The following is a 20970-nucleotide window of genomic DNA, read 5'->3' on the forward strand; positions in this document are numbered from 1 at the left end:
ATCGCCGTCCGGCGGGCATCACCCCGCACACCGGACACCACCCATCGGTACGCCGCAGGCGCCCGCCGCCCCCTCGTGACGGGACGGGCGGGCGCCTGCGGCGTACCGATGGGAGACGCGTCAGACCTGAAGTGCGCCGGTCCGGTCGGCGATCGGCGCGGATCGGGGCGCGTCGGCCGCTTCGGGCTTCGTACGGTCGGCCAGCTTGAGCCAGATGACCCCGACGATGACGACGGCCAGCCAGATGCCCTTGGCCGGGGTGAGGGTCTCGTCGAAGAAGAGCGGGCCGAGAACCGCCGCACCGACCGCGCCGATGCCCGCCCAGACGGCATAGCCGATGCTCACGTCGATCGTGCGGAGGGCGAGGCTCAGCGCGTAGAGCGTCAGCAGGAAGAAGACCACGGCGACCGAGGACCAGGTCAGGACGGTGAAACCTTCGCTGCCTCCGACGGCGAGCGCGTACCCGATCTCGAAGACCCCGGCGAGGAGCAGCGAGAGCCAGGCGTTGGTGTCGGTGGAGTTCTTGGCGGGGTTCGACATGGGAGTGGTTCCTCTCGGAGGTATGCGATGCGGGGGTATGTGCGGCTCCGGGCTCAGGCGGATCCGCTCAGTTGCAGACCGACGACGCCACCGATGACGAGGAGAATGCCGATCGCCTTGTGCGCGTTCAGACGCTGGCCGAAGAACAGCGCGCCGAGGACCGTGATCCCGACGCCCGCCACGGACGTCCACAGGGCATAGCCGACGCCGACGTCGAAGGTCAGCAGCGCCTTGCTGAGAAAGAAGGTCGCGGCGGCGCCGCTGGCCAGGGTGATGCCGGTCCACTTGCGGTTCTTGAAGCCCTCCGCCTTTCCGGCGGCGATGGCGACCAAGATCTCGAAGACGACGGCGACAGCGAGGTGGAGCCAGTGCATGGGAGGACCTTCCGTGCGGTGGGTCGAACTGCATACGCGGACATAATTGCCTGCACATGCAAGGAAATATTCACCATGAGGCTGCGCCGCAAGGGCCCGACCTCGGGTCATTAATCTTGCATGCGCAAGCAATCATGTCAAGCGCGCGTCGGCGAGGGCGAGTTGTTCAGAGGATGCTGCCGGGCGGCGACCTCCAGCAGTGACCGGCACGCACGGGCCGCCCGAGGAGGCCCGTGCGCGTCATTCCCGGTCGTTCCGCCAGGAGGAGGCCGGGGAGAGGAGGCGCCGACCGGCCCCAGGCGGCCCGGTCGCGGACGCTGCCCGGGGGCGGAGGGGCTGTCCGGCTCCGGACGGCGGTGAGGACGGCCGCGAGGGCGGCCAGTTCCTCGTCGGTCGGGGAGCCGTGGACCACGCGCAGGAGGGGTCCGAGCGGCCCGGTGGCGGCGCTCATGCCGGCTGGTTGCCGTGCTTGCGCGACGGCAGATCGGCGTGTTCGCGGCGGAGCATGGCGAGCGAGGCGATGAGGACCTCGCGGGTCTCGGCGGGGTCGATGACGTCGTCGACGAGGCCGCGCTCGGCCGCGTAGTAGGGGTGCATCAGCTCGGCCTTGTACTCCTTGACCATGCGGGTGCGCATGGCCCCGGGGTCCTCGGCGTCCGCGATCTGGCGGCGGAAGATCACGTTGGCCGCGCCCTCGGCGCCCATGACCGCGATGCGGAATCACACCCGAAGCACGCGTGTTGCGCTGGAAGATCCCGCCGTAACCTGCGAGCGCCGAAACGCCCTCCTGGATACGCGCTCCCGCACCGTCGTTCAGCGACACCAGCGGAGCACCCGCCGAGATCGCCATGTCCATGATCTTGTGGATCTTCGTCGCATGCGCCTCACCCAGCGCCCCGCCGAAGATCCGGAAATCGTGCGCGTACACGAACACCGTCCGGCCCTCGACCGTGCCCCAACCGGTGACCACACCATCGGTGTACGGCTTCTTCGCCTCCAGACCGAACCCCGTCGCCCGGTGCCGACGCAGCTGCTCGACCTCCTTGAACGAACCCAGATCCAGCAACAGCCCGATCCGCTCCCGAGCGATCAGCTCCCCCTTGGCATGCTGCGCCTCGGTCGCCCGCTCACTCGGCCCGCGCAGTGCTTCGGCGCGGATCACGGCGAGTTCGGTGTTCGCCTCCTGCTCCACGGCCGGTCTCCTCCTCGTCCTGTCCTGCGGTCGGGTCAGCATCCGGCCGGCCAGGCGGCCGTGGACGCGCGGGCGCCGACGTAGGCGCACAGCGCGTCCAGCGCGCGGCGCGGGGCGCCGGCCGGCAGCCGGCGCAGCGCGGCCCTGGCCAGCCGCAGGCGCTCCTGAAGGTGTTCCTCCGCGGCCGCGGGCGCGGTGGAGGACCGGAACAGCTCCAGCGCGCGCCGCCTGCGTACCTCGTCGTCCAGCGGTCCGGTCTCCAGCAGTCCGCGCAGCTCGGCTCCGGCCGGTCCGCTGTCGGAGAGGGCCAGCAGAACCGGCAGGCTCGGCACTCGACATCGTGTTCCGGCACGTCGGGGGAGACGGGGGAAGGCCGGAACGCTCGGGGCGCGGCGGCAGCGGCTCACGGGGTGGTCGCTGTCGCCGGTTCCCGGCCGGCGCACCGCCGCCCGGGCCCGACGGCCGGCCCCGATTGTCAGTGGTGCCTCCTAACGTCGTACGCAGAAGTCGGTTCCCCCTTCCGGCCTCCGGCTCCCGACGTCCGAGGAAAGGCGCCCCCATGGAGTTCCGTATCGAACGCAGTGCCCTGACCGAGGCCGTGGCCTGGGCCGCCCGTGTGCTGCCCATACGGTCACCCGTCCCGGTGCTGGGCGGCCTGCTGCTGGACACGGCGGGCGAGGGCGGGCGGCTGCGGATCTCCGGGCTGGACTACGAGGCGTCCGCGCGTATCGACGTGGACGCCGAGGTCGTGCGGCCCGGGCGGGTGCTCGTCATGGGGCGGCGGCTGCTGGACATCTGCAAGGTGCTGCCCGAGGGCCCCGTGGAGTGCGCGGTGGAGGGCTCGCGGTTCACGGTCGCGGGCGACGGCGCCCGGTTCGGACTCTCCGTGCTGCCGCTGGACGACTACCCGGCACTGCCCGCGCTGCCGCAGGTCCGGGGCGCGGTGGACGCGGAACTGTTCGCTTCGGCCGTGGCCGATGTGGCGGTGGCCGCCGGTCGCGACGACACCCTGCCCGCGCTCACCGGAATCCGGCTGGGCCTCGACGGCGACACGATGACGCTCGCCGCGACCGACCGCTACCGCTTCGCCGTACGCACCCTCCCGTGGCAGGCGACCGCCCCCGGCGAGAGCGCCGACGTCATCGTCTCCGCCCGCCGCCTCACCGAGATCGCCCGCTCGCTGGGCCGGTCCGGGCTGGTGAGCGTCGCCCTGGACGCCGGTTCGGCGGGCTTCGAGCACGCCGGGATGCGGACCACCGTGCGCCTCCTGGAGGGCCGTCTGCCGCGCCACGAGAAGCTGTTCGCGATGACGGACCCGGCGGTAGCGGTGGTGGACCGGGCCCGGCTGACGGAGGCCGTCAAGCGGGTCTCCGTCGTCGCCGACGGGGACAGCCCGGTGCAGATGACCTTCTCCCGCGCCGACGCCTCGGTCCTGCTCCGGGCGGGTTACGAGGACGATGTGGCCTCCCAGCGGCTGCCGGCCGTCCTGGAGGGGCCCGGGGAACTGACCGTGGCCTTCAACCCCGGCTATCTGGCCGACGCCCTGGCCTCGTTCACGGATCCCTCGCTGCGGCTCCTGCTGCTGGGGGCCGGCCAGCGCGCGATGATCACGGACGAGGCGGGCACGGACGCCCACCGCCACCTGCTGATGTCGGTGAAGCCGCAGCTGGCGTGAGCGCTGCGGCTCCTCCTCGGCGTGACGGACGCCGAAACGGGGGGTGGCCCGGCGTGAGCCGGACGCACCCCCCGTTCGGGTGGGGTCCTCGGGAACCTCAGGGGCCCTCGCGGGCCGGGGTCAGCAGCTCAGGTTGGAGCCGGTGGTGGTGCCGAGAAGCTGGGTGAACTGCGTGAACTTGTTGATCCGGCTCTGGACCTGGGCCGGGTTGCCGCCGTTGCACTCGATCGCCCCGTTGATGGAGCGGATCGTCTCGCCGAAGCCGGCGTTGTTGACGATGGCGTTGTGGCCGGTCATCGTGCCGGGGCCGGACTGGGTGTTCCAGTACCAGAGGCCGGTCTTCCAGGCGATGGCGGCGTTCTGCTCCACGAGGTACGGGTTGTTCAGCAGGTCGATGCCCAGCGCGTCACCGGCCGCCTTGTAGTTGAAGTTCCAGCTCAGCTGGATGGGGCCCTTGCCGTAGTACGCGGACTGGCCGGCCGGGCAGCCGTAGGGCTGGCTCGCGTCGCAGTAGTGCGGGTAGTTCGCCTCGTTGACTTCCTTGATGTACACCAGCCCGCCGGTCTCGTGGCTGACGTTGGCGAGGAAGGCGGCGGCCTCCCGTTTCTTGATCTCGTCGCTGCCGGTGTTGGCGAAGGCCGGGTAGGCGCTGAGGGCGTCGGTCAGGCCCTGGTAGGTGTAGAAGGGGTTCCGGTTCGGGAACATCTGGTTGAACTGGGCCTCGCTGACGACGAAGCCGTTGCTCTGGCCCGGGTCCTCACCGCCGCCGGTGCCGCAGGCGCCGTTGTCGGCCCAGACGTCGGAGCTGCCCGGCGTCTCGTTCTGGGTCCACCACTTGGCGGTGTAGTTGCGGCCGTTGTAGGAGGCGGTGCCGCCTCCGGTGTAGACCGCGGAGGAGTTCCAGGCCGTGGCACAGGTGGCGGCCTGCGCGGTGGCGGCGGGCAGGACGACGAGCGCCGCGACGATCGCGCCGAGCGCGACCAGCAGGGCCATGACACGTCGAATCACGTGATCACACTCCTTAGACGCGGCGCGACGTCCGGCCGTGCGCCGCCGTGGGGGTGCCCGACACTCAAGCGAGGATGGTCTGGACCTGTCAAGGTCTAGACCAGGCCTGTCGCATGCGTCCCCGTCCTCCGCCGGCCGCCCACCGCCGTGGACCACGAGCGCATCAGGCCCCTCAACTGGCCTGATTCCGGAAGGCGTCGATCCGGATCAGGCCGAGGCCACGAGCGGGACCGAAGGTAAAGGATTCGGGCGCGTCCAGCATGCGGAACGGCGTCGGCCGCCTGACGGGCCACAGGTTTGAAAGACGCCGATCACTCGTTGGTGAGTTTCTCCGGCTCCGGTGCGCACTCCGGGCAAAACTCAAGAGCGGTACGGGCGGGTGCCGCCCGGACTGGACACCTGTGGCTGGGGGATGGCGTGGAGAGAACGGCACACACACACGAGGGCGTCGGCGGACCGGGCGAACAGGCGGTGCTGCTGGCTGCGGGGCTCGCGGACCTGGCCGTCACCACGGTGGGGTCAGCCCTCACCTCCGTACGCGGGCTGCTGCGGCGGTCCGACACGGCCGAGCTGGCGGCCGAGGCCGAGCAGGACCTGATCGCGCGCGGCCGGCTCGCACTCGGCCGGTACACGAGCGCGCCCCCGGCGCACCTGGAGGTGCTCGCCCGCCATGTGATCGCCCAGCGCGACGGTGACCGTGCCTGAGGCGTGGGAGCCCAGCGCGTTCAAGGCCCGGGTGGACCAGGTGCTGCACCGCTTCGCCTCCGAGGAGGCCGAGCAACTCATCGCGGTCGACGCCTCCCTGAGCCCCGTGGCGGAGGCGGTGGAGACGGCCGTGGCCGACGGCAAACGGCTGCGGGCGGCCTTCTGCTACTGGGGCTGGCGCGCCGCCGGGCAGCCCGACAGCGACGCGCTGGTGCGGGCGGCGGCCTCGATGGAGCTGGTGCACGCGGCGGCCGTCGTCCACGACGACCTGATCGACGACAGCCCGCTGCGGCACGGGAAGCCCACCGCGCACCTGGCGCTGCGCGAGGCGGTGAAGGGCCACCCCGAACCCGCTCCGGCGGCGAGGTCGTTGGCGATGCTCGCCGGGGACCTGCTGATATCGATGGCCGGACAGCTCTTCGTCACCAGCGGCCTGCCCGCCGCCTACGTCTCCCGGGCACGCCCTCTCTGGGCCTGCCTGGCACGCGAGTTGGTTGCGGGCGAGTGCCTGGAGATCCTGCACACCGGGGGCGCCGACCCCGACACGGCGGTCTCGCTCAAGGTCGTCCGCTACAAGACCGCCAAGTACACCGTGGAGCAGCCCTTGTTGATCGGAGCACTGCTGGGCGGGGCCGGGGAGCGGCTGCGCGCGGGCTGCTCGGCGTACGGACTGCCGCTGGGTGAGGCCTTCCAGCTGCGGGACGACCTCCTGGGCCTTTTCGGGGACCCCGCCCTCACCGGCAAGGACGGCTCCGACGACGTGCGCGGCCATCGGCCGACCGCCCTGCTCGCGGAGACCTGGCGGCTGGCCGGGGAGGAGGACCGCGCCCGCCTCCGCGCCTTGCTCGCCCCCGCTACCGGGGCCTGCACAGCCGGCGCGACCGACGCCGTGCGCGACGTGATGCGCCGGCTGAAGGCCCCCGACCGCATCGAGGCCATGATCAACGCCCGGGTCGAGGAGGCGCTGAGTGCCCTCGACGAGCTGGACCTGCCCGGCCCCGGTGCCACCGCACTCGCCGGCCTGGCGCACTCGGCGTCCGTCCGCCGTCACTGACGCCTCCCCGAGGCCCCCGGAAAGGCAAGGCTCTCCATGACTTCCGCCCCCGCCCCGAACTACACCAAGGCATCACTGGACGCGCTGCGACAGAGGGGCGACGAACTCGCCGACGCCACGGTCGCCGCCCTCTTCGAACGCGGTGAGGTCGGCACGTTCAACACCCTGATGCGCTATGTCTCCACCGCCGGAGCCCCGCTTCCCGACGGCCTGCCGGACGTGGCCCGGGAGTACCTCGACGCCACAGCCGCGCCGCCCCCCTGGGTGGACTGGGACGAGATGGAGAAGGCCAGGCTGTTCTTCATCGACAACAACGTGCACATCTCCACCGCCCTCTCCTTCGCCTCCATGCCCGCCTGTTACGTCGTCCCGCACGTGGCGAAGCTGCTCTCGGCGACGCACGGGCTGAACTACCCGTCCAAACGGATGGCGGAGACCGGCCAGTTCACCGTCTATCTGATGCGACCCGACGCCTTCGAGGCGGGCAGCCGCTTCGTCCCGGCCGCGCAGAAGGTCCGCCTCCTGCACGCCTCCATCCGCCACCACCTGCGGCGCGAGGGCGTCTGGGACGCGGAGAGCCAGGGGGTGCCGATCTGCCAGGAGGACATGATCGGCGGCCAGATGTTCTTCTCGATGCTGGTCCTGGACAGCCTGCACCGGCTCGGCATCCATATGTCCGAGGAGGGCGCGGAGGCCTACTACTACGCGTGGCGGGTGGTCGGCGCGATGCTGGGCGTCGACCAGCAGGCCGTACCCAAGTCCCTGGCCGAAGCGCGGGAGTTCCTCGACCTCTACATGATCCGGCACATGGGCCCGTCCCCCGAGGGCGCGCTGCTGACCCGGCAGCTCATCGACCTCTACGAGGAGGTCGTCCCCGGCACCTTCTTCGACCCGATCGTCTCCGCCCTCATCCGCCACCTCGTCGGCGACACCTGCGCGGACTGGCTGGAGGTGCCCCGTACCCCCTGGGACACCGTCGCCAAGGCCGTCCCGCACCTCCTCGGCGTCCTGGAGACCATCGAGGACCGCTCCCCGCTCGGCGCCTGGGCCCTGGACCGGATCGGCCACCTCACCACGGTCCTGGAGCTGTCCTCCCTCACCCGGGGCCGCGTCATGCACTACGCGATCCCCGAACACCTGAAGAAGGAGTACGGCGTCCCGTCCGGGCCCGCCCGCACCGGCCGCTGGAGCCCTCCGGCGGCGACGGTGCCGGGACCTCGGTAGGGAAGGGCTCAACTGCCCTCTGAACGGTTCAGCGCCGAGAACGTCGTGCCGGTCCTCACCGCCGCACTCGGCGTCCTCGCCTCGATCGAGGTGCTCCGGTCAGGCGGCCGTACCCCGAAGGACCGAGGCTCCGCGGCCCGTAGCCCGCATCAGGCGAGGTCCCCCATCCACACCCGCCGGCCCAGCTCGTCCAGCTCCGTCTTCAGCCGGCGGCACTCTGGCAGGGCCCTGCCCGGCAACCGCCATCGCGCAGAGACCGGACGTCCGCCACCCGGAATCTCAGCAGCATCCTGGCTCCTTCATGGCGGACACATCAGTCACACCATCCAGCCCGAGCGGCGGCGGACAACGGGTCATCCCCGTCGTCCGCCGCCGCGATGTCGCCCGCCCGTTCCCGGGAGCCGTCCCTACAGGAACGAGTTGATCTCGATCGTCTCGGTCCGGCCGGGGCCGACGCCGATCGCGGAGATCGGTGCGCCCGACATCTCCTCCAGGGCCTTCACGTAACCCTGCGCGTTCTTCGGCAGGTCGGAGAAGGTCTTGGCCTTGGTGATGTCCTCGGACCAGCCCGGGAGGTTCTCGTAGATCGGCTTCGCGTGGTGGAAGTCGGTCTGGTTGTAAGGGAGTTCCTCGACGCGCTTGCCGTCGATCTCGTACGCCACGCAGACCGGGATCTGCTCCCAGCCGGTGAGCACGTCGAGCTTGGTGAGGAAGAAGTCGGTGAGGCCGTTGACCCGGGTCGCGTACCGTGCGATCGGGGCGTCGAACCAGCCGCAGCGGCGGTCACGGCCGGTGGTGACACCGCGCTCGCCGCCGATACGCCGCAGCGCCTCGCCGTCCTCGTCGTGCAGCTCGGTCGGGAACGGACCGGCGCCGACCCGCGTCGTATAGGCCTTGAGGATGCCGATGACGCGGCTGATCTTCGTCGGGCCGACACCGGCGCCGGTGCAGGCACCGCCCGCCGTCGGGTTCGACGAGGTGACGAAGGGGTACGTGCCGTGGTCGACGTCGAGCAGGGTGCCCTGGCCGCCCTCGAAGAGCACGACCTTGCCCTCGTCGATGGCATCGTTCAGGATCAGGGTCGTGTCGGCGACGAACGGCTTGATCTGCTCCGCGTACTGGAGCATGTCCTCGACGACCTTGCCGGCCTCGATGGCCCGGCGGTTGAAGACCTTGGCCAGGAGCTGGTTCTTCTGCTCCAGGGCCGCCTCCACCTTCTGCTCCAGGATCGACTCGTCGTAGAGGTCCTGGACGCGGATCCCCACCCGGTTGATCTTGTCGGCGTACGTCGGACCGATACCCCGGCCCGTCGTGCCGATCTTGCGCTTCCCGAGGAAGCGCTCGGTCACCTTGTCGAGCGTGACGTTGTACGGAGTGATCAAATGAGCGTTGCCGCTGATCAGAAGCTTGGACGTGTCGACGCCTCGCTCGTTCAGACCGCTCAGCTCGGAGAGCAGGACCGCCGGGTCGACCACGACACCGTTCCCGATGACCGGGGTACAACCCGGCGACAGGATTCCGGAGGGGAGGAGATGCAGTGCGTACTTCTGGTCGCCTACGACGACCGTGTGACCGGCGTTGTTACCGCCTTGGTATCGCACGACATAGTCCACGGATCCACCGAGGAGGTCGGTGGCCTTCCCCTTGCCCTCGTCACCCCACTGAGCACCGAGCAGCACAAGTGCGGGCACAGGCGTACACCCCTTCCGGGCGGGGCATGTCCAAGGTCAGGGGGCGTACGTAAAGGTCGTACCTGCCGCACGACGATGTACGGCAAAGCCTGAGCCGTCGAACCGGGTGCCCCGGAATAGACGAAGCCCCTGGCGCAATAGCGCAAGGGGCTCTTGCACCAAGATGCTACCCGAGGAAGGACCGAGGTGTCGGCTGCAGAGCCCCCCGGCGACGGCGACGACCAGCTCCTGGTGGTCATCGACCCGGTCGCCCGCCGGACCGACGGCGAGTCCGTGCGCATCGCCAAGGACGTGCTGAGCGCCGGCTCGCACGCCAAGATCTGCCTTCCGGACACCCCCGAGGAGTTCGCCCGGGCCCTGTCCCGGCGGGGTGCGCGGCGGCCCGTGGTGGTCGGCGACGATCATGCGCTGCTGCGCGCGGTGGCCCAGCTGCACCGCGAACGGGAGCTGGCCGACGGCGTCCTCTCCCTGATCCCCGTCGGCGCGGCGCACGCCCTGGAGGTGGCCCACGCCCTCGGCGTCCCCCGGGGCGCGGTGGCGGCCGCCCGGACCGCGCTGGACGGTGCGGTGCGGCGGCTGGACCTCCTGGTCGACGACAGCGACGGCGTGGTCCTCGGCCGCCTGCGCATCCCGGCCCCGCCGCCCCCGCCGCCCGGCTCCGGGACCCCGCACGCGGGCGTCACGGCCGTCTGGGACACCTGCCGCTCGCTGGTGAGCTCCCTGGTCCGCCCGGCCCCGGTCGCCGCCACGACGAACCCGGGCACGCACCGCCTGCGCATCGAGGCGGACGGGGTGCTGCTGAGCGACCTGGACACGCCCGTCCGGGACCTCTCGGTCACCTCCCAGGGCGACGGGGGCCTGGCCGACGTCGTCGTCCGCACCGGTTCCGGCGAGGACGTGACGGCGGAGGCCAAGGCCGTCACGGTCTCCGGCGCGGACTTCCGCTACCGGGCGGACATACAGACCGGGGGGCCGGTGCGGACCCGGACCTGGACGGTCCGGGCGGGCGCCTGGGGGCTGATGCTGCCGGGCCCGGCGAGCGCGGACGCGGCGGCGGGCGCACGCTGGTAGAAGACGCCCGGAACGTCCCGGAGGTGTTCGTCATGACCAGGATCGCTGTCGGATGGCACATCGACCTCGAATTCGAGGAGGACACCCACCGCACCCGCGCGGCGGCGCTCGTCCGCCTCTCCGACGGAACAGAGGTACGCGCCCACGGCTACGCCAGCCGCCACCCCTCGGACGCCGACCAGCAGCGGGTCGGCGAGGAGATCGCGGGGGCCAGGGCGCTGAACGAACTGGCGATGAAACTGCTGACCAAGGCCCACGACGAGATCGACGAGGCATCGGGCCGGAAGTCGTACCCGCTGACGTGACACCGGGGCTCCGCCCCGGACGCCGGAGGGGCTCGAACGCGCCCTGGAACCGCTCCCGTGCCCCGTCGCGTCCCCCGGATCATGGAAACCGAGAACCCGCGGCGTGAAGCCGTCGTCGGCACCGCCGGCTGCGTGACCGCCGTGCTCGGCACCCTCGCGGGCATCGCGATCTGGCTCCCGTACGGCAGGAGGGGCCTCTTCGGCAGCTTCGAGAGCGAGACCAACCCGGCCGTCTTCTGGCTGGGTCTGCCCGTCATGGCCCTGGGCGGGGCCGCCGCCGCCCTGGCCGTCTTCGCGCTCGTACGCGGCCGGTGGCGGCCCGCGCTCGGGCTGGCGGCGGCCGTCGCGGGGATCGCCGCCTTCGGTTACGGCTTCGACGTCCTGGCCAGGCCGCAGGCTACGGAGGACTGCGGCCCGCCCTGCTGAGCCCGCGCGCGCCCGGCCGACGGACCTACACCTCCGCCCGCAGCTCCTTCACCCCCCGGATCACATACCCCGGGTGCCACTCGGGCTCCGCCGTCATCCGCAGCGCGGGCGCCTTCCGCAGCAGCTCCCCGAAGGACGCGGCCAGCTCCAGCCGGGCCAGTGGGGCGCCCAGGCAGAAGTGGATGCCGGCGCCGAAGGTGATGTGCGGGTTGTCCGTCCGGGACAGGTCCAGCGTGTCCGGGCGCGCGAACCGCTCCGGGTCCCGGTTGGCCGAGCCGAACAGCAGCGCCACCTCCGCGCCCCGCCCGATCACCTGGCCGTCGATCTCGATGTCGTCCAGCACCCAGCGCTCGAACATCTGCAACGGGGTGTCGTAGCGGAGGAGTTCCTCGATCGCGGTGGGCAGCAGTCCGGGGTCGGCGCGCAGGGCGGCCAGCTGTTCCGGGTGGTGGAAGAGGGTGCGCCAGCCGTTGACGGTGGTGTTCACCGTGGCCTCGTGGCCCGCGTTCAGCAGCAGCACGCAGGTGGAGATCATCTCCTGCTCGGTCAGCCGCTCGCCCTCGTCGTGGGCGGCGATGAGCGCCGAGATCAGGTCCTCGCCGGGGTCGGCGCGCCGCTCGGCGATCAGCCCGCGCAGATACGCGGAGAAGTCGACGGAGGCGCGGACGGCGGCGGCCGCCGTCTCCTCCGACGGGTTCAGCTCGAACATTCCACAGATCGCCGCCGACCAGGGCCGCAGCAGGCCCCGGTCCGCCTCCGGGACGCCCAGCATCTCCGCGATCACCGCGACCGGCAGCGGCTCCGCGACCTCGGCCAGCAGGTCCCCGCCGCCCTTCGCCACGAACGCGTCGACCAGCTCGGCCGCCAGCCGCCGTACGGTCGGGGCCAGGTTCTCGACCGTACGCGGGGTGAACGCCTTGGAGATCAGCCGCCGGATCCGGGGATGGTCGGGGGCCTCCAGATCGAGGATGCCCTGCCCGTTCAGCGTGGTGAACGGCTCGTGCGCGGCGGGCGGCGGGGTGCGGCCGAACTCCTCGTGGCTGAAGCGGTGCAGATAGGTCCGGCCGAGCCGCCGGTCGCGCAGCAGGGCCGATACGTCGGAGTGGTGCGGGATCAGCCACTGCCCCGTCGGCTCGAACCAGTGCGCCCGGCCGGCGGCGCGCAGCGCGGTGTAGGCGGGGTAGGGATCGGCGACGAACGCGGGCGACCAGGGGTCGAAGGACACGTGCATGATCCGACGCTACCCGCGCCCGCGCTCACCGCAAGGCCCCCGGCACAGGCCCGGCTATCCCGGGGTGACCAGCCGTGCCTCGTACGCGAACACCGCCGCCTGGGTCCGGTCGCGCAGCCCCAGCTTCACCAGGATGCGGCTGACGTGGGTCTTGATCGTGGACTCGGCGACGATCAGGTGCGAGGCGATCTCCGCGTTGGAGAGGCCCTGCGCGATCAGGACGAGCACCTCCGTCTCGCGCTCGGTGAGATCGCCGATCCGGGCCAGGGCGGGCGGCCGCGGGGTCTCCGCGAGCTTGGAGAACTCGGTGATCAGCCGCCTGGTGACCGTCGGGGCGAGCAGCGCCTCGCCCGAGGCCACCACCCGCACCCCGTCGGCGAGCTGCCGGGCGGAGGCGTCCTTGAGGAGGAAGCCCGAGGCTCCGGCCCGCAGCGCCTGGTAGACGTACTCGTCGAGGTCGAAGGTCGTCAGCACCAGGACCTTCGCGTCGGCGTCCCGTGCGACGATCTCGCGGGTCGCCTCGATGCCGTTCATCTCCGGCATGCGGATGTCCATCAGGACGACGTCCGGGCCCAGGGCGGCGACCTGGGCGAGGGCCTGCTGCCCGTCCACCGCCTCGCCCACGACGGTGATCCCCGGCATCGCGTTGAGCAGGACCGAGAAGCCCTCGCGGACCATCATCTGGTCGTCGACGATCAGGACCCGGATGTCGGTGTCGCTCATGCCCGGCCGTCCTGTACGCGTTCGATGACGACCGTTTCGCCGTTGCCGTCGGCCGTCTCCCGGGACTCCGGCTGCTCCGGCTCCTGGGACAGCGGTACGGGGAGGAACACGGCGACCTCGTATCCGCCGTCCGCCGTCGTCCCGGCCGTCATCTCGCCGTTCAGCATCGCGACCCGCTCCCGCATCCCGGTGATCCCGTGCCCGGCCCCCGGCGAGGGCTTCACCAGGCCGCGCGGGGGCCTGTTGACCACGCGCAGCCCGAGCCCGCCGAGGACATAGCCGAGCTCGACCCTGGCGGAGGAGCCCGGCGCGTGCCTCAGGGTGTTGCTCAGGGCCTCCTGGACGATCCGGTACGCCGACAGCTCGACGCCCTGCGGCAGCTCGCGGACGGCCCCGGTGATCACCTTCTCCGTCTCCAGGCCGGTCTCGCGGACGTTGTCCAGGAGCCCGTCGAGCGCGGCGAGGGTGGGCTGCGGGGCGTCCGGGGCCTCGTAGTCCTCCGCCCGTACGACGCCGAGGACGCGGCGCAGCTCGGTGAGGGCGGCGACGGCGTTCTCCCGGATGGTGACGAAGGCCTGCTCCAGCTCCGGCGGCGGGTTCTCGACCCGGTAGGGGGCGGCCTCGGCCTGGATCGCGACGACGGACATGTGGTGGGCCACCACGTCGTGCAGCTCCCGGGCGATGGTGGTGCGCTCCTCCAGCAGGGTGCGCCGGTCGCGCTCGACGGCGGTGACGGTGCGCTGCACGGTGACCTCGCGCTCGGCGTCGCGCCGGATCTGGACCACGGCGACGACCAGCAGCGCGAAGGCGGAGAGCGTCGCCAGGGGCGCGGTGATCGACGGGTCGCCGCCCTCCACCAGCATCCCGAACAGCAGGGTCAGCAGCCACATCCAGGCGGCGGTGCGGGGCCGGGTCCGGGCGGCCACGACCACCAGGACCACCAGCTGCGCCCCGAAGGCGCTCGGCCCCCACAGCCCCTCGCTGCCCAGGACCGCGCAGAAGACGGTCGCCAGCATCGACGCCCAGAACGCGGCGACCGGCCTGATGAGGGTCATCGCCACCGCGATCGCGGGGACCAGACCCATCAGGAGGCGGAACCGCCACTCCGCGAACCCGGCCATCATCACGAGGAAGGCGGCGAACAGCACCAGCGCGTGCGGGGTCCAGACGGCGCCCTTGCGCAGCCCCTCGGGCAGCCGCCGCATCAGCCGTCCGTCGGGGTTCAGCGGCGGCAGGGGCCGGTAGGCGAACGCCTGGCGGAAGAGGTCCTCCCGCAGGCCGTCTATCGCCCCTGCGGCTGCCCGGAACTCCGGGCCACTGTTCTTCGTCTGGGTCTCGGTCACGCTTCCACGGTAGGCGGCGGCGGACGGCGGGTCGTCACCATCGGTGCGGATTCCGGGGCGTCCGTCTCAAGGACTACCCGCCTCCGCCGTACCGTGTCAGGGACCGGAAATCCCCTGGTCAGCAGCGCTTTCAGGGCTGCGCGCGAAAGTGCTTCGCGTGCTCCTCGGCCCACTGCGCGAAGGTCCGCGCCGGCCGCCCGGTGACCTTCTCCACCGTGTCGATCACGGTCCGGCCCTCCGGCGGCGTGTCCCGGTAGACGTCGATCAGGAACGCGATCACGTCCTCCGGCATGCCCTGGCCCCGCCAGCTCTCCAGCGCCTGTTCCTCGGTGAGCTCGACCAGCTCGACGTCCGCGCCCCGGGCCGCGCCGACGGCCGCCGCCTTGTCGCGGACGGTCAGCACCTGCGGTCCGGTGACCAGGTACTCCTGGCCGCCGTGGCCGTCCTCGGTGAGGGCCGCCGCCGCCACCGCCCCGATGTCCGACTCGTGGACCATCGCGCTCAGCCGGTCGACGAAGGGCTCGCGCACCACCCCCTCGCTCCTGATGCCGGGCGCCCACTCCAGGGCGTTCGCCATGAACTCCACCGGCATCACGACGGTCCAGTCGAACCCGCTCGCCCGCACCGCGCTCTCCATCGGGGTGGCCCCGCCGCCGTGCAGCACGGTCACCCGGCGCACACCCGCCCTGCGGGCCAGGCCGAGGATCTTCTCACCGTTCTCCAGCGGGGCGAAGAGGCCGCCGCCGAAGGTGATGAGGTGCAGTCCGGTCACCCCGTCCAGCGCCGGCTCCAGCGACGCGGGATCGGTGAGGTCTCCGCGTACGACGTCGACGCCGGCCGGAAGCTCCGCGCGCGCCGGGTCGCGGGTCAGCGCCCGGACGTGCTCGCCGCGCTCCAGCAGCTGCTCGACCACACGGCGGCCGACCGTTCCCGTTGCTCCGGTCACCAGGATCGTCATGAGGTTCTCCTTCGTCGCTTGCGACTCCGCCCGAGCGGCACAGAACCAACGTAGAGAGCCTTGCGGACACCTTCGGTCCGCAATCGGGACGGTCCGGCGGGGAACTCACCAGGCGAGCTGGGTGATCTCCTCGGCCACCACGGCGCAGGCGTCGGCGGCCGGGTCGATCAGCGGGAAGTGCCCGACGCCGCCGAGCAGCGTCAGCCCGACCGTCTCGCCGGACCTGGCCGCCGCGTCGACGTACGCCTCGGCGACGGCTTTGGGCACGACGATGTCGTCGACGCCCTGGACGATCGCGGTGGCGATCCCGGTCGGCAGCAGCACCCCGGGATCGGCGTGCGCCGCCCGCTCCTCGAAGTCGGCTTTCGTGCCCAGGAGTTGGCCGACCGCATCACCGCACACCCCGAGCCCGACCGCCGTGGCGAAGTCCGCGATCGGGGCCAGCGCGACGACTCCGCGCAGCGGCGGCGGGACGGGCAGCGGCGGCGGGACGGGCAGCCGCCACGGCGACCCCTCGGGCAGGACGTGCCGCGCCGCCGCCCACAGCGCGAGGTGTCCGCCCGCCGAGTGCCCGGCGACCACGATCCGCCGCACATCGGCGCCCGGCAGCTCACGGGCGGCCAGCACGGGCATCGCGTCCAGGGCCGCGGCCACGTCGTCGAAGGTCTCCGGCCAGCGCCCGGCGACGGGATCGGCGCCGCCCGGCCGGGCGTTCTCCGCGCCGTCGCGCTGCTGGGGGATGTCGTCGCCGCCGCGCCGGTACTCCACGTTCGCCACGGCGAAGCCCCGGCGGGCCAGGAAGTCCGCGAGCGGGGAGGCATGGGCCCGGTCGTACGGGGCCCGCCAGGCGCCGCCGTGCAGGAGGACGACGAGCGGGGCGGCGGTGCGGCCGTCGCGCGGGGCGTAGAAGTCGACGACCTGGTCGGGGTGGTCACCGTAGGCGGCGTTGGCGTCGGGGGCGACGGGCGGATGGGCGAACGCCGACGCGCTCTCCGCCTCGTCCCGATCACGCGCCGCAGAGTCCGGGAAACCCGGGGAATCCGACATGCTGCTCAACCGTCCTATGCCCATGGCCTGCGCCTGTGTTCTGTACCTGTGTCAGGTGCCCAACTGGGTTGACCTGCGGGGACGGTACCAGCACTCGGCACCGTCCCCGCCCGGTCGAACACACGGTGACGGCCCGTCAGCCGACGGTGTTCCCGGCGGGCACCTCGGTCAGCACCTCGGCGAGGATCCGCGCCGCCCGTTCCGCGTCGGCGAACCCCACGTACAGCGGGGTGAAGCCGAACCGCAGCACGTCCGGCCGCCGCAGATCGCCGACGACGCCCCGCTCGATGAGGCGACGCATCACGGGCTCCGCCTCCTCGCAGCGCAGGGCGACCTGGCTGCCGCGTTCGGCGTGCGCGGCCGGGGTGACGGAGGCGACCCGGCCCGCCGGTACGTACGCCTCGACGCACTCCAGGAAGAAGTCCGTCAGGGCCAGCGACTTGGCCCGCACGGCGTCCACCGACACCCCGTCCCACACGTCCAGCGCCGCTTCCAGCGTCAGCATGGAGACGATGTCGGGCGTGCCGACCCGGCCCCGTACGGAACCGTCCGCCGGAGCGTAGTCGGCGGTCATGCCGAACGGGTCGGCGTGCGAGTTCCAGCCCGGCAGCGGCGAGTCGAAGGCGGCCTGATGGCGCTCGGCGACGTACACGTACGCGGGCGAACCGGGGCCGCCGTTCAGGTACTTGTAGGTGCAGCCGACGGCCAGGTCCACCCCGTGCTCGTCGAGCCCGACGGGCAGCGCGCCCGCGCTGTGGCAGAGGTCCCACACCGCGACCGCGCCCGCCGCGTGGACGGCGGCGGTCAGTCCGGGCAGATCGTGCAGCCGGCCGGAGCGGTAGTCGACGTGGTTGAGCAGCACGGCGGCGGTACGCGGGCCGAGCGCGGCGAGCACATCGGCGGGCGCGACGGGCACGATCCGGTGTCCGGTCAGCCGGGCGGCGGCGGAGGCGATGTACCCGTCCGTGGGAAAGGTCGTCGCGTCAACCAGGATCTCGTCGCGTCCCTCCCCCGCGATCCGGACGGCCGCGACGACGGCCTTGAAGACGTTCACGCTGGTCGAGTCGGAGACGACGATCTGCCCTGCGGCGGCCCCGACGAGCGGGGCGATCCGGTCGCCGATCCGCTCCGGCGCGGTCCACCAGCCGCTCTCGTCCCAGGACCGGATGCGCAGCTCGCCCCACTGGCGGGTGAGGACGTCCTGGACCCGGGCGGGGACGTGGACGGGCAGCGCGCCGAGGCTGTTGCCGTCGAGGTAGACGCCGTCGTCGAGCGCGAAGAGCGCGCGGCGGCCGGCCAGCGGGTCGGCGGCATCGAGCTTCAGCGCCCGCTCACGGAGGTTTTCCGTCGTGGTCGTGGTCGTGGTCTCAGACATGGCTGCGCGCCGTCCACAGCTCGGGGAACACGTTCTTCGTGGCGCGCTTCTCCAGCCAGGCCACTCCGGCGGAACCGCCGGTGCCGGTCTTGGAGCCCATCGCGCGCCGGGTGGCGACGAGGTGGTCGTTGCGCCATCGCCACACCAGCTCGCCGACGTCGGTGAGCAGCTCACCGAGCCGCACCAGCTCGTCGTTCTGGTCGTCGGAGGCGTAGATCTCCGCCCACACCGCCTCGACCTCGGGCGACGGCTCGTACCGCTGGGTCAGGTCACGGGTGGTGACGGTCTCGGGAACGGCATACCCGCGCCGGGCCAGCAGGGCGAGGGTCTCGTCGTACAGGCTGGGCTCGCCGAGGGCCTTCTCCAGCTCCGCGTACACGCGGGGCGCGCCCCGGTGCGGCACCAGCATCGAGGCGGACTTGTCGCCGAGCAGGAACTCCATCCGCCGGTACATCGCGGACTGGAACCCGGAGCCCTCGCCGAGGGAGCCCCGGTAGGAGTTGAACTGGGCGGGGGTGAGTCCGGCCAGCGGCCGCCAGGACTCGTTGAGCGCCTCCAGCTCGCGCAGCGAACGCTTCAGGGCGTCGCGCGCCACGGGTATGCGGTCCTCGCGCAGGGCGCGGGTGGCGGTCTCCCACTCATGGACGATGACCGTGAACCACAGCTCCATGACCTGGGTCGTGACCAGGAAGACCATCTCGCCGGGATCGTCCGAGCGCAGGTGCTGGAGATGGGTCAGGACATCCGCCTGGACATAGTCCTCGTACGGAGTCGTTCCCGCGAAGTCCAGGTGCGGGGTGTCCGCACCGGTGGCTTCGGGGTCGGGGTGATTCGTCGACATTTCTGTCTCCTCGACACGAGCTTCCGGGTAGCGGTCCGCCCCTTCCGTGAGGTGATGGAGCTCCGGTCCCCTGCTCGCATACTAAGCCGGACCCGCGCGACATGGGCGGCGGGCCCGGCTCGGGAGTACGTGCCCGGGCTCAGCCCAGAATGTCGGCGGCGGTCGGCGAGGAGTCGCGCAGGAACGCCGTGCAGCGCTCGTGCTCCTCGGTCTCCCCGATCGACCCGGCGGCCCGCGCCAGGGCGTGCAGGGCGCGCAGGAAGCCGCGGTTCGGCTCGTGCTCGAACGGGACCGGGCCGTGGCCCTTCCAGCCGGCCCGGCGCAGGGAGTCGAGGCCGCGGTGGTAGCCGGTGCGGGCGTACGCGTACGACTCGACGACCCGGCCGCCCTCGAACGCCTCGTCGGCGAGCTGCGCCCAGGCGAGCGAGGAGGTGGGGTACTTCGCGGCGACGTCGGCGGGCGGGGTGCCGGCGGCGAGCAGCTCGCGCGGCTCGGGGTCGTCGGGGAGGTGGGTCGGGGCGGGGCCCCCGAGAAGGTTCTCGTGGATGGACATGCCCCAAGTGTGCCTGCCGTCACGCACCGGCCGCACCGGGGCCCGGGCCGGTGGCACAGCGCGTCCACACGGCCTTCCGGGGCCCGGGCCCGCCGTGGGCGGTTCGGGGGGCCGATCACCCGTCGCGGTGCTCCGGCTCCAGCGGCGGGGCGACGACCCCGCAGTGCACCGCGCACTCGGGCCGCTCGCTCCGGACGGCGGCGGCCGGGGTGCGCACCGTCCACCAGGCGATGACCGCGCCCGCCACCAGCAGCCCGGCGCACATCGGCATCGCCCGCCGGAAGGTCGAGGCGAACTCCCCCGCGTCCCGGTACGCCTCGGGCCCCATCCCGGCGAGCAGCGGCAGGGCGGCCACCGCTATGAGCCCGGCGGCCCGCGCGGCGGCGTTGTTGATGCCGCTGGCCAGCCCGGCCCGTCCGGTGTCCACGGCGGCCAGGACGGTCGCGGTGAGCGGGGCGACGACCACGACGAGCCCGGCGCCGAGCACCAGGACGGCGGGCAGCACCTCGGTCACGTACCCGCCGACGGAGGCGCTGTCCGCCCCCACCCGCAGCATCAGGAGCATCCCGGCGGCGGCCAGCAGCGGCCCGACGGTGAGCGGGACACGGGGCCCGATGCGCCGCCCGAGCTCGCCGGACCAGGCGGAGAAGAGCAGCATCAGCACGGTGGTGGGCAACAGCGCGGTACCGGCCCCCAGCGCCGAGTACCCGGCGACGACCTGGAGCTGGATCGCGGAGAGGAAGAAGAAGCCGCCGAGGGCCGCGTAGACGCAGAAGGTCACCAGGTTGACCGAGGTGAACAGCCGGGAGCGGAAGATCGACGGCGGCAGCATGGGATCCGCCCGCCGCCGCTCCACCGCCACGAACGCGGCCCCCAGGACCACCCCGCCGAGCGCCGCCCCGATCACCACCGGCGACGCGCCCCGCCCCGGGGCCTCGATCAGCGCGTACGTCACCCCGGCCAGCGCCAGCGCCCCGAGCACGGCCCCGAGCACGTCGAACCGGCCGTGCGCCGCCGGATCCCGCGACTCCGGTACGTGCCGGAGCGCGACGGGTACGCAGATGGCGGCGAGCGGCAGGTTCAGCAGGAACACCCACCGCCACCCGGGCCCGTCGACGAGCCACCCGCCCACGAAGGGCCCCACGGCCGCCCCGACCCCGCCGAACCCGGACCAGAGCCCCACCGCACGCGCCCGGTCGTCCGGATGAAAGCTGGCCTGGATGAGCGCGAGGGACCCGGGCGTGAGCAGCGCGCCACCGACCCCTTGCAGGGCCCGGGCGGCGATGAGAACCCCCGCGTTCGGCGCGATCCCGCAGAGCAGCGAGGCGGCCGCGAACCACACCACCCCCACCACGAACACCCGCCGCCGCCCGTACCGGTCCCCGAGCGCCCCACCGAGGAGGATCAGCCCGGCGAGCGTGAGCATGTAGGCGTTGACGGTCCACTGGAGCGCGGCCATGTCGGTGCCGAGATCCTCACCGATGCGGGGCAGGGCCACGTTGATGACCGTGGAGTCCAGCATCGCCATGGCGGACCCGAGCACCGTGGTCAACACGACCCAGCGCCCGACGGAAGAGGCAACCCGAATCTCGCCGGGCGCGGGAGCAGCAACCATGCCCCCAGCCTGCCCCGCC

The 20970-nt window shown here is 72.4% G+C and carries 22 protein-coding genes and 1 pseudogene; 7 read left to right on the plus strand and 16 right to left on the minus strand.

Going from position 1 to position 20970, the window contains the following annotated elements:
- Window positions 1-120: 120 nt before the first annotated feature.
- The 5 genes and pseudogenes from AC0VY3_RS34550 to AC0VY3_RS34570 all read right to left on the minus strand — a co-directional run bounded on the left by AC0VY3_RS34550 (window position 121) and on the right by AC0VY3_RS34570 (window position 2438).
- Window positions 121-540 (minus strand): DMT family transporter, encoded by a 420-nt coding sequence (locus AC0VY3_RS34550; RefSeq protein WP_103511182.1) that lies wholly within the window; start codon window positions 538-540, stop codon window positions 121-123.
- A 53-nt stretch (window positions 541-593) separates the two neighbouring features.
- Entirely contained in the window at window positions 594-914 is a 321-nt protein-coding gene (locus tag AC0VY3_RS34555) for a DMT family transporter (protein ID WP_103511183.1), read from the minus strand.
- A 166-nt stretch (window positions 915-1080) separates the two neighbouring features.
- The gene (locus AC0VY3_RS34560; protein ID WP_475551479.1) at window positions 1081-1365 is read right to left on the minus strand and encodes an acyl-CoA carboxylase epsilon subunit; all 285 of its coding nucleotides are present in this window, start codon (window positions 1363-1365) and stop codon (window positions 1081-1083) included.
- Window positions 1362-2148: pseudogene (locus AC0VY3_RS34565) on the minus strand (carboxyl transferase domain-containing protein). Before AC0VY3_RS34565 ends, AC0VY3_RS34560 begins: the two are co-directional and overlap by 4 nt.
- Window positions 2142-2438: a hypothetical protein gene (locus AC0VY3_RS34570; RefSeq protein WP_475551480.1), complete on the minus strand. Its 297-nt coding sequence runs from the start codon at window positions 2436-2438 to the stop codon at window positions 2142-2144. The pseudogene AC0VY3_RS34565 and the gene AC0VY3_RS34570 overlap by 7 nt, the downstream one beginning before the upstream one ends.
- 227 nt (window positions 2439-2665) lie before the next feature.
- Here AC0VY3_RS34570 and dnaN point away from each other — a divergent pair, with 227 nt between their 5' ends.
- Window positions 2666-3781: a DNA polymerase III subunit beta gene (gene dnaN, locus AC0VY3_RS34575; protein ID WP_475551481.1), complete on the plus strand. Its 1116-nt coding sequence runs from the start codon at window positions 2666-2668 to the stop codon at window positions 3779-3781.
- A gap of 120 nt (window positions 3782-3901) precedes the next feature.
- Here dnaN and AC0VY3_RS34580 read toward each other — a convergent pair whose 3' ends face one another.
- A complete protein-coding gene (locus tag AC0VY3_RS34580; RefSeq protein ID WP_103510564.1) occupies window positions 3902-4789 on the minus strand; it encodes a glycoside hydrolase family 19 protein in 888 nt (295 codons plus the stop codon).
- A gap of 417 nt (window positions 4790-5206) precedes the next feature.
- On the opposite strand from AC0VY3_RS34580, the gene AC0VY3_RS34585 reads away from it, so the two are divergent.
- Genes AC0VY3_RS34585 through AC0VY3_RS34595 form a run of 3 tightly spaced genes read left to right on the plus strand, consistent with a single transcriptional unit; the run spans window position 5207 to window position 7772 of the window.
- Entirely contained in the window at window positions 5207-5494 is a 288-nt protein-coding gene (locus AC0VY3_RS34585; RefSeq protein ID WP_103510565.1) for a hypothetical protein, read from the plus strand.
- The gene (locus AC0VY3_RS34590; RefSeq protein WP_475551482.1) at window positions 5481-6548 is read left to right on the plus strand and encodes a polyprenyl synthetase family protein; all 1068 of its coding nucleotides are present in this window, start codon (window positions 5481-5483) and stop codon (window positions 6546-6548) included. The genes AC0VY3_RS34585 and AC0VY3_RS34590 overlap by 14 nt, the downstream gene beginning before the upstream one ends.
- Window positions 6549-6584: 36 nt before the next feature.
- Entirely contained in the window at window positions 6585-7772 is a 1188-nt protein-coding gene (locus tag AC0VY3_RS34595) for an oxygenase MpaB family protein (protein ID WP_475551483.1), read from the plus strand.
- A gap of 407 nt (window positions 7773-8179) precedes the next feature.
- Here the strand turns inward: AC0VY3_RS34595 and AC0VY3_RS34600 are convergent, their stop codons facing one another.
- The gene (locus AC0VY3_RS34600; protein ID WP_030082081.1) at window positions 8180-9463 is read right to left on the minus strand and encodes an adenylosuccinate synthase; all 1284 of its coding nucleotides are present in this window, start codon (window positions 9461-9463) and stop codon (window positions 8180-8182) included.
- Window positions 9464-9649: 186 nt separating this feature from the next.
- Between AC0VY3_RS34600 and AC0VY3_RS34605 the strand changes: the two genes are divergently transcribed.
- The 3 genes from AC0VY3_RS34605 (at window position 9650) to AC0VY3_RS34615 (ending at window position 11265) form a co-directional block, all read left to right on the plus strand.
- On the plus strand, window positions 9650-10534 hold the full coding sequence (locus AC0VY3_RS34605) for a diacylglycerol kinase family protein (protein ID WP_242738339.1): 885 nt from the start codon (window positions 9650-9652) through the stop codon (window positions 10532-10534).
- A 32-nt stretch (window positions 10535-10566) separates the two neighbouring features.
- Window positions 10567-10839, plus strand: coding sequence for a DUF1876 domain-containing protein (locus AC0VY3_RS34610; RefSeq protein ID WP_006126332.1), 273 nt, complete (start codon window positions 10567-10569; stop codon window positions 10837-10839).
- Between the two features lie 81 nt (window positions 10840-10920).
- Window positions 10921-11265, plus strand: a complete 345-nt coding sequence (locus AC0VY3_RS34615) for a hypothetical protein (RefSeq protein WP_475551785.1) — start codon at window positions 10921-10923, stop codon at window positions 11263-11265.
- A 25-nt stretch (window positions 11266-11290) separates the two neighbouring features.
- Here the strand turns inward: AC0VY3_RS34615 and AC0VY3_RS34620 are convergent, their stop codons facing one another.
- From AC0VY3_RS34620 to AC0VY3_RS34660, 9 genes are all read right to left on the minus strand, one after another.
- Window positions 11291-12496 carry a cytochrome P450 gene (locus tag AC0VY3_RS34620; protein ID WP_103510570.1) on the minus strand — a complete coding sequence of 402 codons (1206 nt, stop codon included), beginning with the start codon at window positions 12494-12496 and terminating at the stop codon, window positions 11291-11293.
- Between the two features lie 54 nt (window positions 12497-12550).
- Window positions 12551-13219: a response regulator gene (locus tag AC0VY3_RS34625; RefSeq protein ID WP_475551484.1), complete on the minus strand. Its 669-nt coding sequence runs from the start codon at window positions 13217-13219 to the stop codon at window positions 12551-12553.
- The gene (locus tag AC0VY3_RS34630) at window positions 13216-14562 is read right to left on the minus strand and encodes a sensor histidine kinase (protein ID WP_475551485.1); all 1347 of its coding nucleotides are present in this window, start codon (window positions 14560-14562) and stop codon (window positions 13216-13218) included. Before AC0VY3_RS34630 ends, AC0VY3_RS34625 begins: the two co-directional genes overlap by 4 nt.
- 130 nt (window positions 14563-14692) lie before the next feature.
- Window positions 14693-15520 carry an NmrA family NAD(P)-binding protein gene (locus AC0VY3_RS34635; RefSeq protein ID WP_475551486.1) on the minus strand — a complete coding sequence of 276 codons (828 nt, stop codon included), beginning with the start codon at window positions 15518-15520 and terminating at the stop codon, window positions 14693-14695.
- A 105-nt stretch (window positions 15521-15625) separates the two neighbouring features.
- Complete coding sequence (locus AC0VY3_RS34640; protein ID WP_475551487.1) at window positions 15626-16567, minus strand: alpha/beta hydrolase family protein; 942 nt, start codon at window positions 16565-16567, stop codon at window positions 15626-15628.
- 136 nt (window positions 16568-16703) lie between these two features.
- The gene (gene kynU / locus AC0VY3_RS34645; protein ID WP_475551488.1) at window positions 16704-17942 is read right to left on the minus strand and encodes a kynureninase; all 1239 of its coding nucleotides are present in this window, start codon (window positions 17940-17942) and stop codon (window positions 16704-16706) included.
- Window positions 17935-18783: a tryptophan 2,3-dioxygenase family protein gene (locus AC0VY3_RS34650; protein ID WP_103510576.1), complete on the minus strand. Its 849-nt coding sequence runs from the start codon at window positions 18781-18783 to the stop codon at window positions 17935-17937. Before AC0VY3_RS34650 ends, kynU begins: the two co-directional genes overlap by 8 nt.
- A 139-nt stretch (window positions 18784-18922) precedes the next feature.
- Complete coding sequence (locus tag AC0VY3_RS34655) at window positions 18923-19336, minus strand: DUF3151 domain-containing protein (RefSeq protein ID WP_103510577.1); 414 nt, start codon at window positions 19334-19336, stop codon at window positions 18923-18925.
- 115 nt (window positions 19337-19451) lie between these two features.
- The gene (locus AC0VY3_RS34660) at window positions 19452-20951 is read right to left on the minus strand and encodes a DHA2 family efflux MFS transporter permease subunit (RefSeq protein ID WP_475551489.1); all 1500 of its coding nucleotides are present in this window, start codon (window positions 20949-20951) and stop codon (window positions 19452-19454) included.
- Between the last annotated feature and the right edge of the window lie 19 nt (window positions 20952-20970).

This window comes from Streptomyces sp. iso_384 (genome assembly GCF_056172905.1).

Coding starts and splice junctions, on each gene's coding strand:
- AC0VY3_RS34560 (WP_475551479.1), bottom strand. CDS start 1,365: ATGAGCGCCGCCACCGGGCCGCTCGGACCCCTCCTGCGCGTGGTCCAC.
- AC0VY3_RS34555 (WP_103511183.1), bottom strand. CDS start 914: ATGCACTGGCTCCACCTCGCTGTCGCCGTCGTCTTCGAGATCTTGGTC.
- AC0VY3_RS34640 (WP_475551487.1), bottom strand. CDS start 16,567: ATGTCGGATTCCCCGGGTTTCCCGGACTCTGCGGCGCGTGATCGGGAC.
- AC0VY3_RS34655 (WP_103510577.1), bottom strand. CDS start 19,336: ATGTCCATCCACGAGAACCTTCTCGGGGGCCCCGCCCCGACCCACCTC.
- AC0VY3_RS34660 (WP_475551489.1), bottom strand. CDS start 20,951: ATGGTTGCTGCTCCCGCGCCCGGCGAGATTCGGGTTGCCTCTTCCGTC.
- AC0VY3_RS34620 (WP_103510570.1), bottom strand. CDS start 12,496: ATGCACGTGTCCTTCGACCCCTGGTCGCCCGCGTTCGTCGCCGATCCC.
- AC0VY3_RS34625 (WP_475551484.1), bottom strand. CDS start 13,219: ATGAGCGACACCGACATCCGGGTCCTGATCGTCGACGACCAGATGATG.
- AC0VY3_RS34610 (WP_006126332.1), top strand. CDS start 10,567: ATGACCAGGATCGCTGTCGGATGGCACATCGACCTCGAATTCGAGGAG.
- dnaN (WP_475551481.1), top strand. CDS start 2,666: ATGGAGTTCCGTATCGAACGCAGTGCCCTGACCGAGGCCGTGGCCTGG.
- AC0VY3_RS34550 (WP_103511182.1), bottom strand. CDS start 540: ATGTCGAACCCCGCCAAGAACTCCACCGACACCAACGCCTGGCTCTCG.
- AC0VY3_RS34650 (WP_103510576.1), bottom strand. CDS start 18,783: ATGTCGACGAATCACCCCGACCCCGAAGCCACCGGTGCGGACACCCCG.
- AC0VY3_RS34595 (WP_475551483.1), top strand. CDS start 6,585: ATGACTTCCGCCCCCGCCCCGAACTACACCAAGGCATCACTGGACGCG.
- AC0VY3_RS34615 (WP_475551785.1), top strand. CDS start 10,921: ATGGAAACCGAGAACCCGCGGCGTGAAGCCGTCGTCGGCACCGCCGGC.
- kynU (WP_475551488.1), bottom strand. CDS start 17,942: ATGTCTGAGACCACGACCACGACCACGACGGAAAACCTCCGTGAGCGG.
- AC0VY3_RS34635 (WP_475551486.1), bottom strand. CDS start 15,520: ATGACGATCCTGGTGACCGGAGCAACGGGAACGGTCGGCCGCCGTGTG.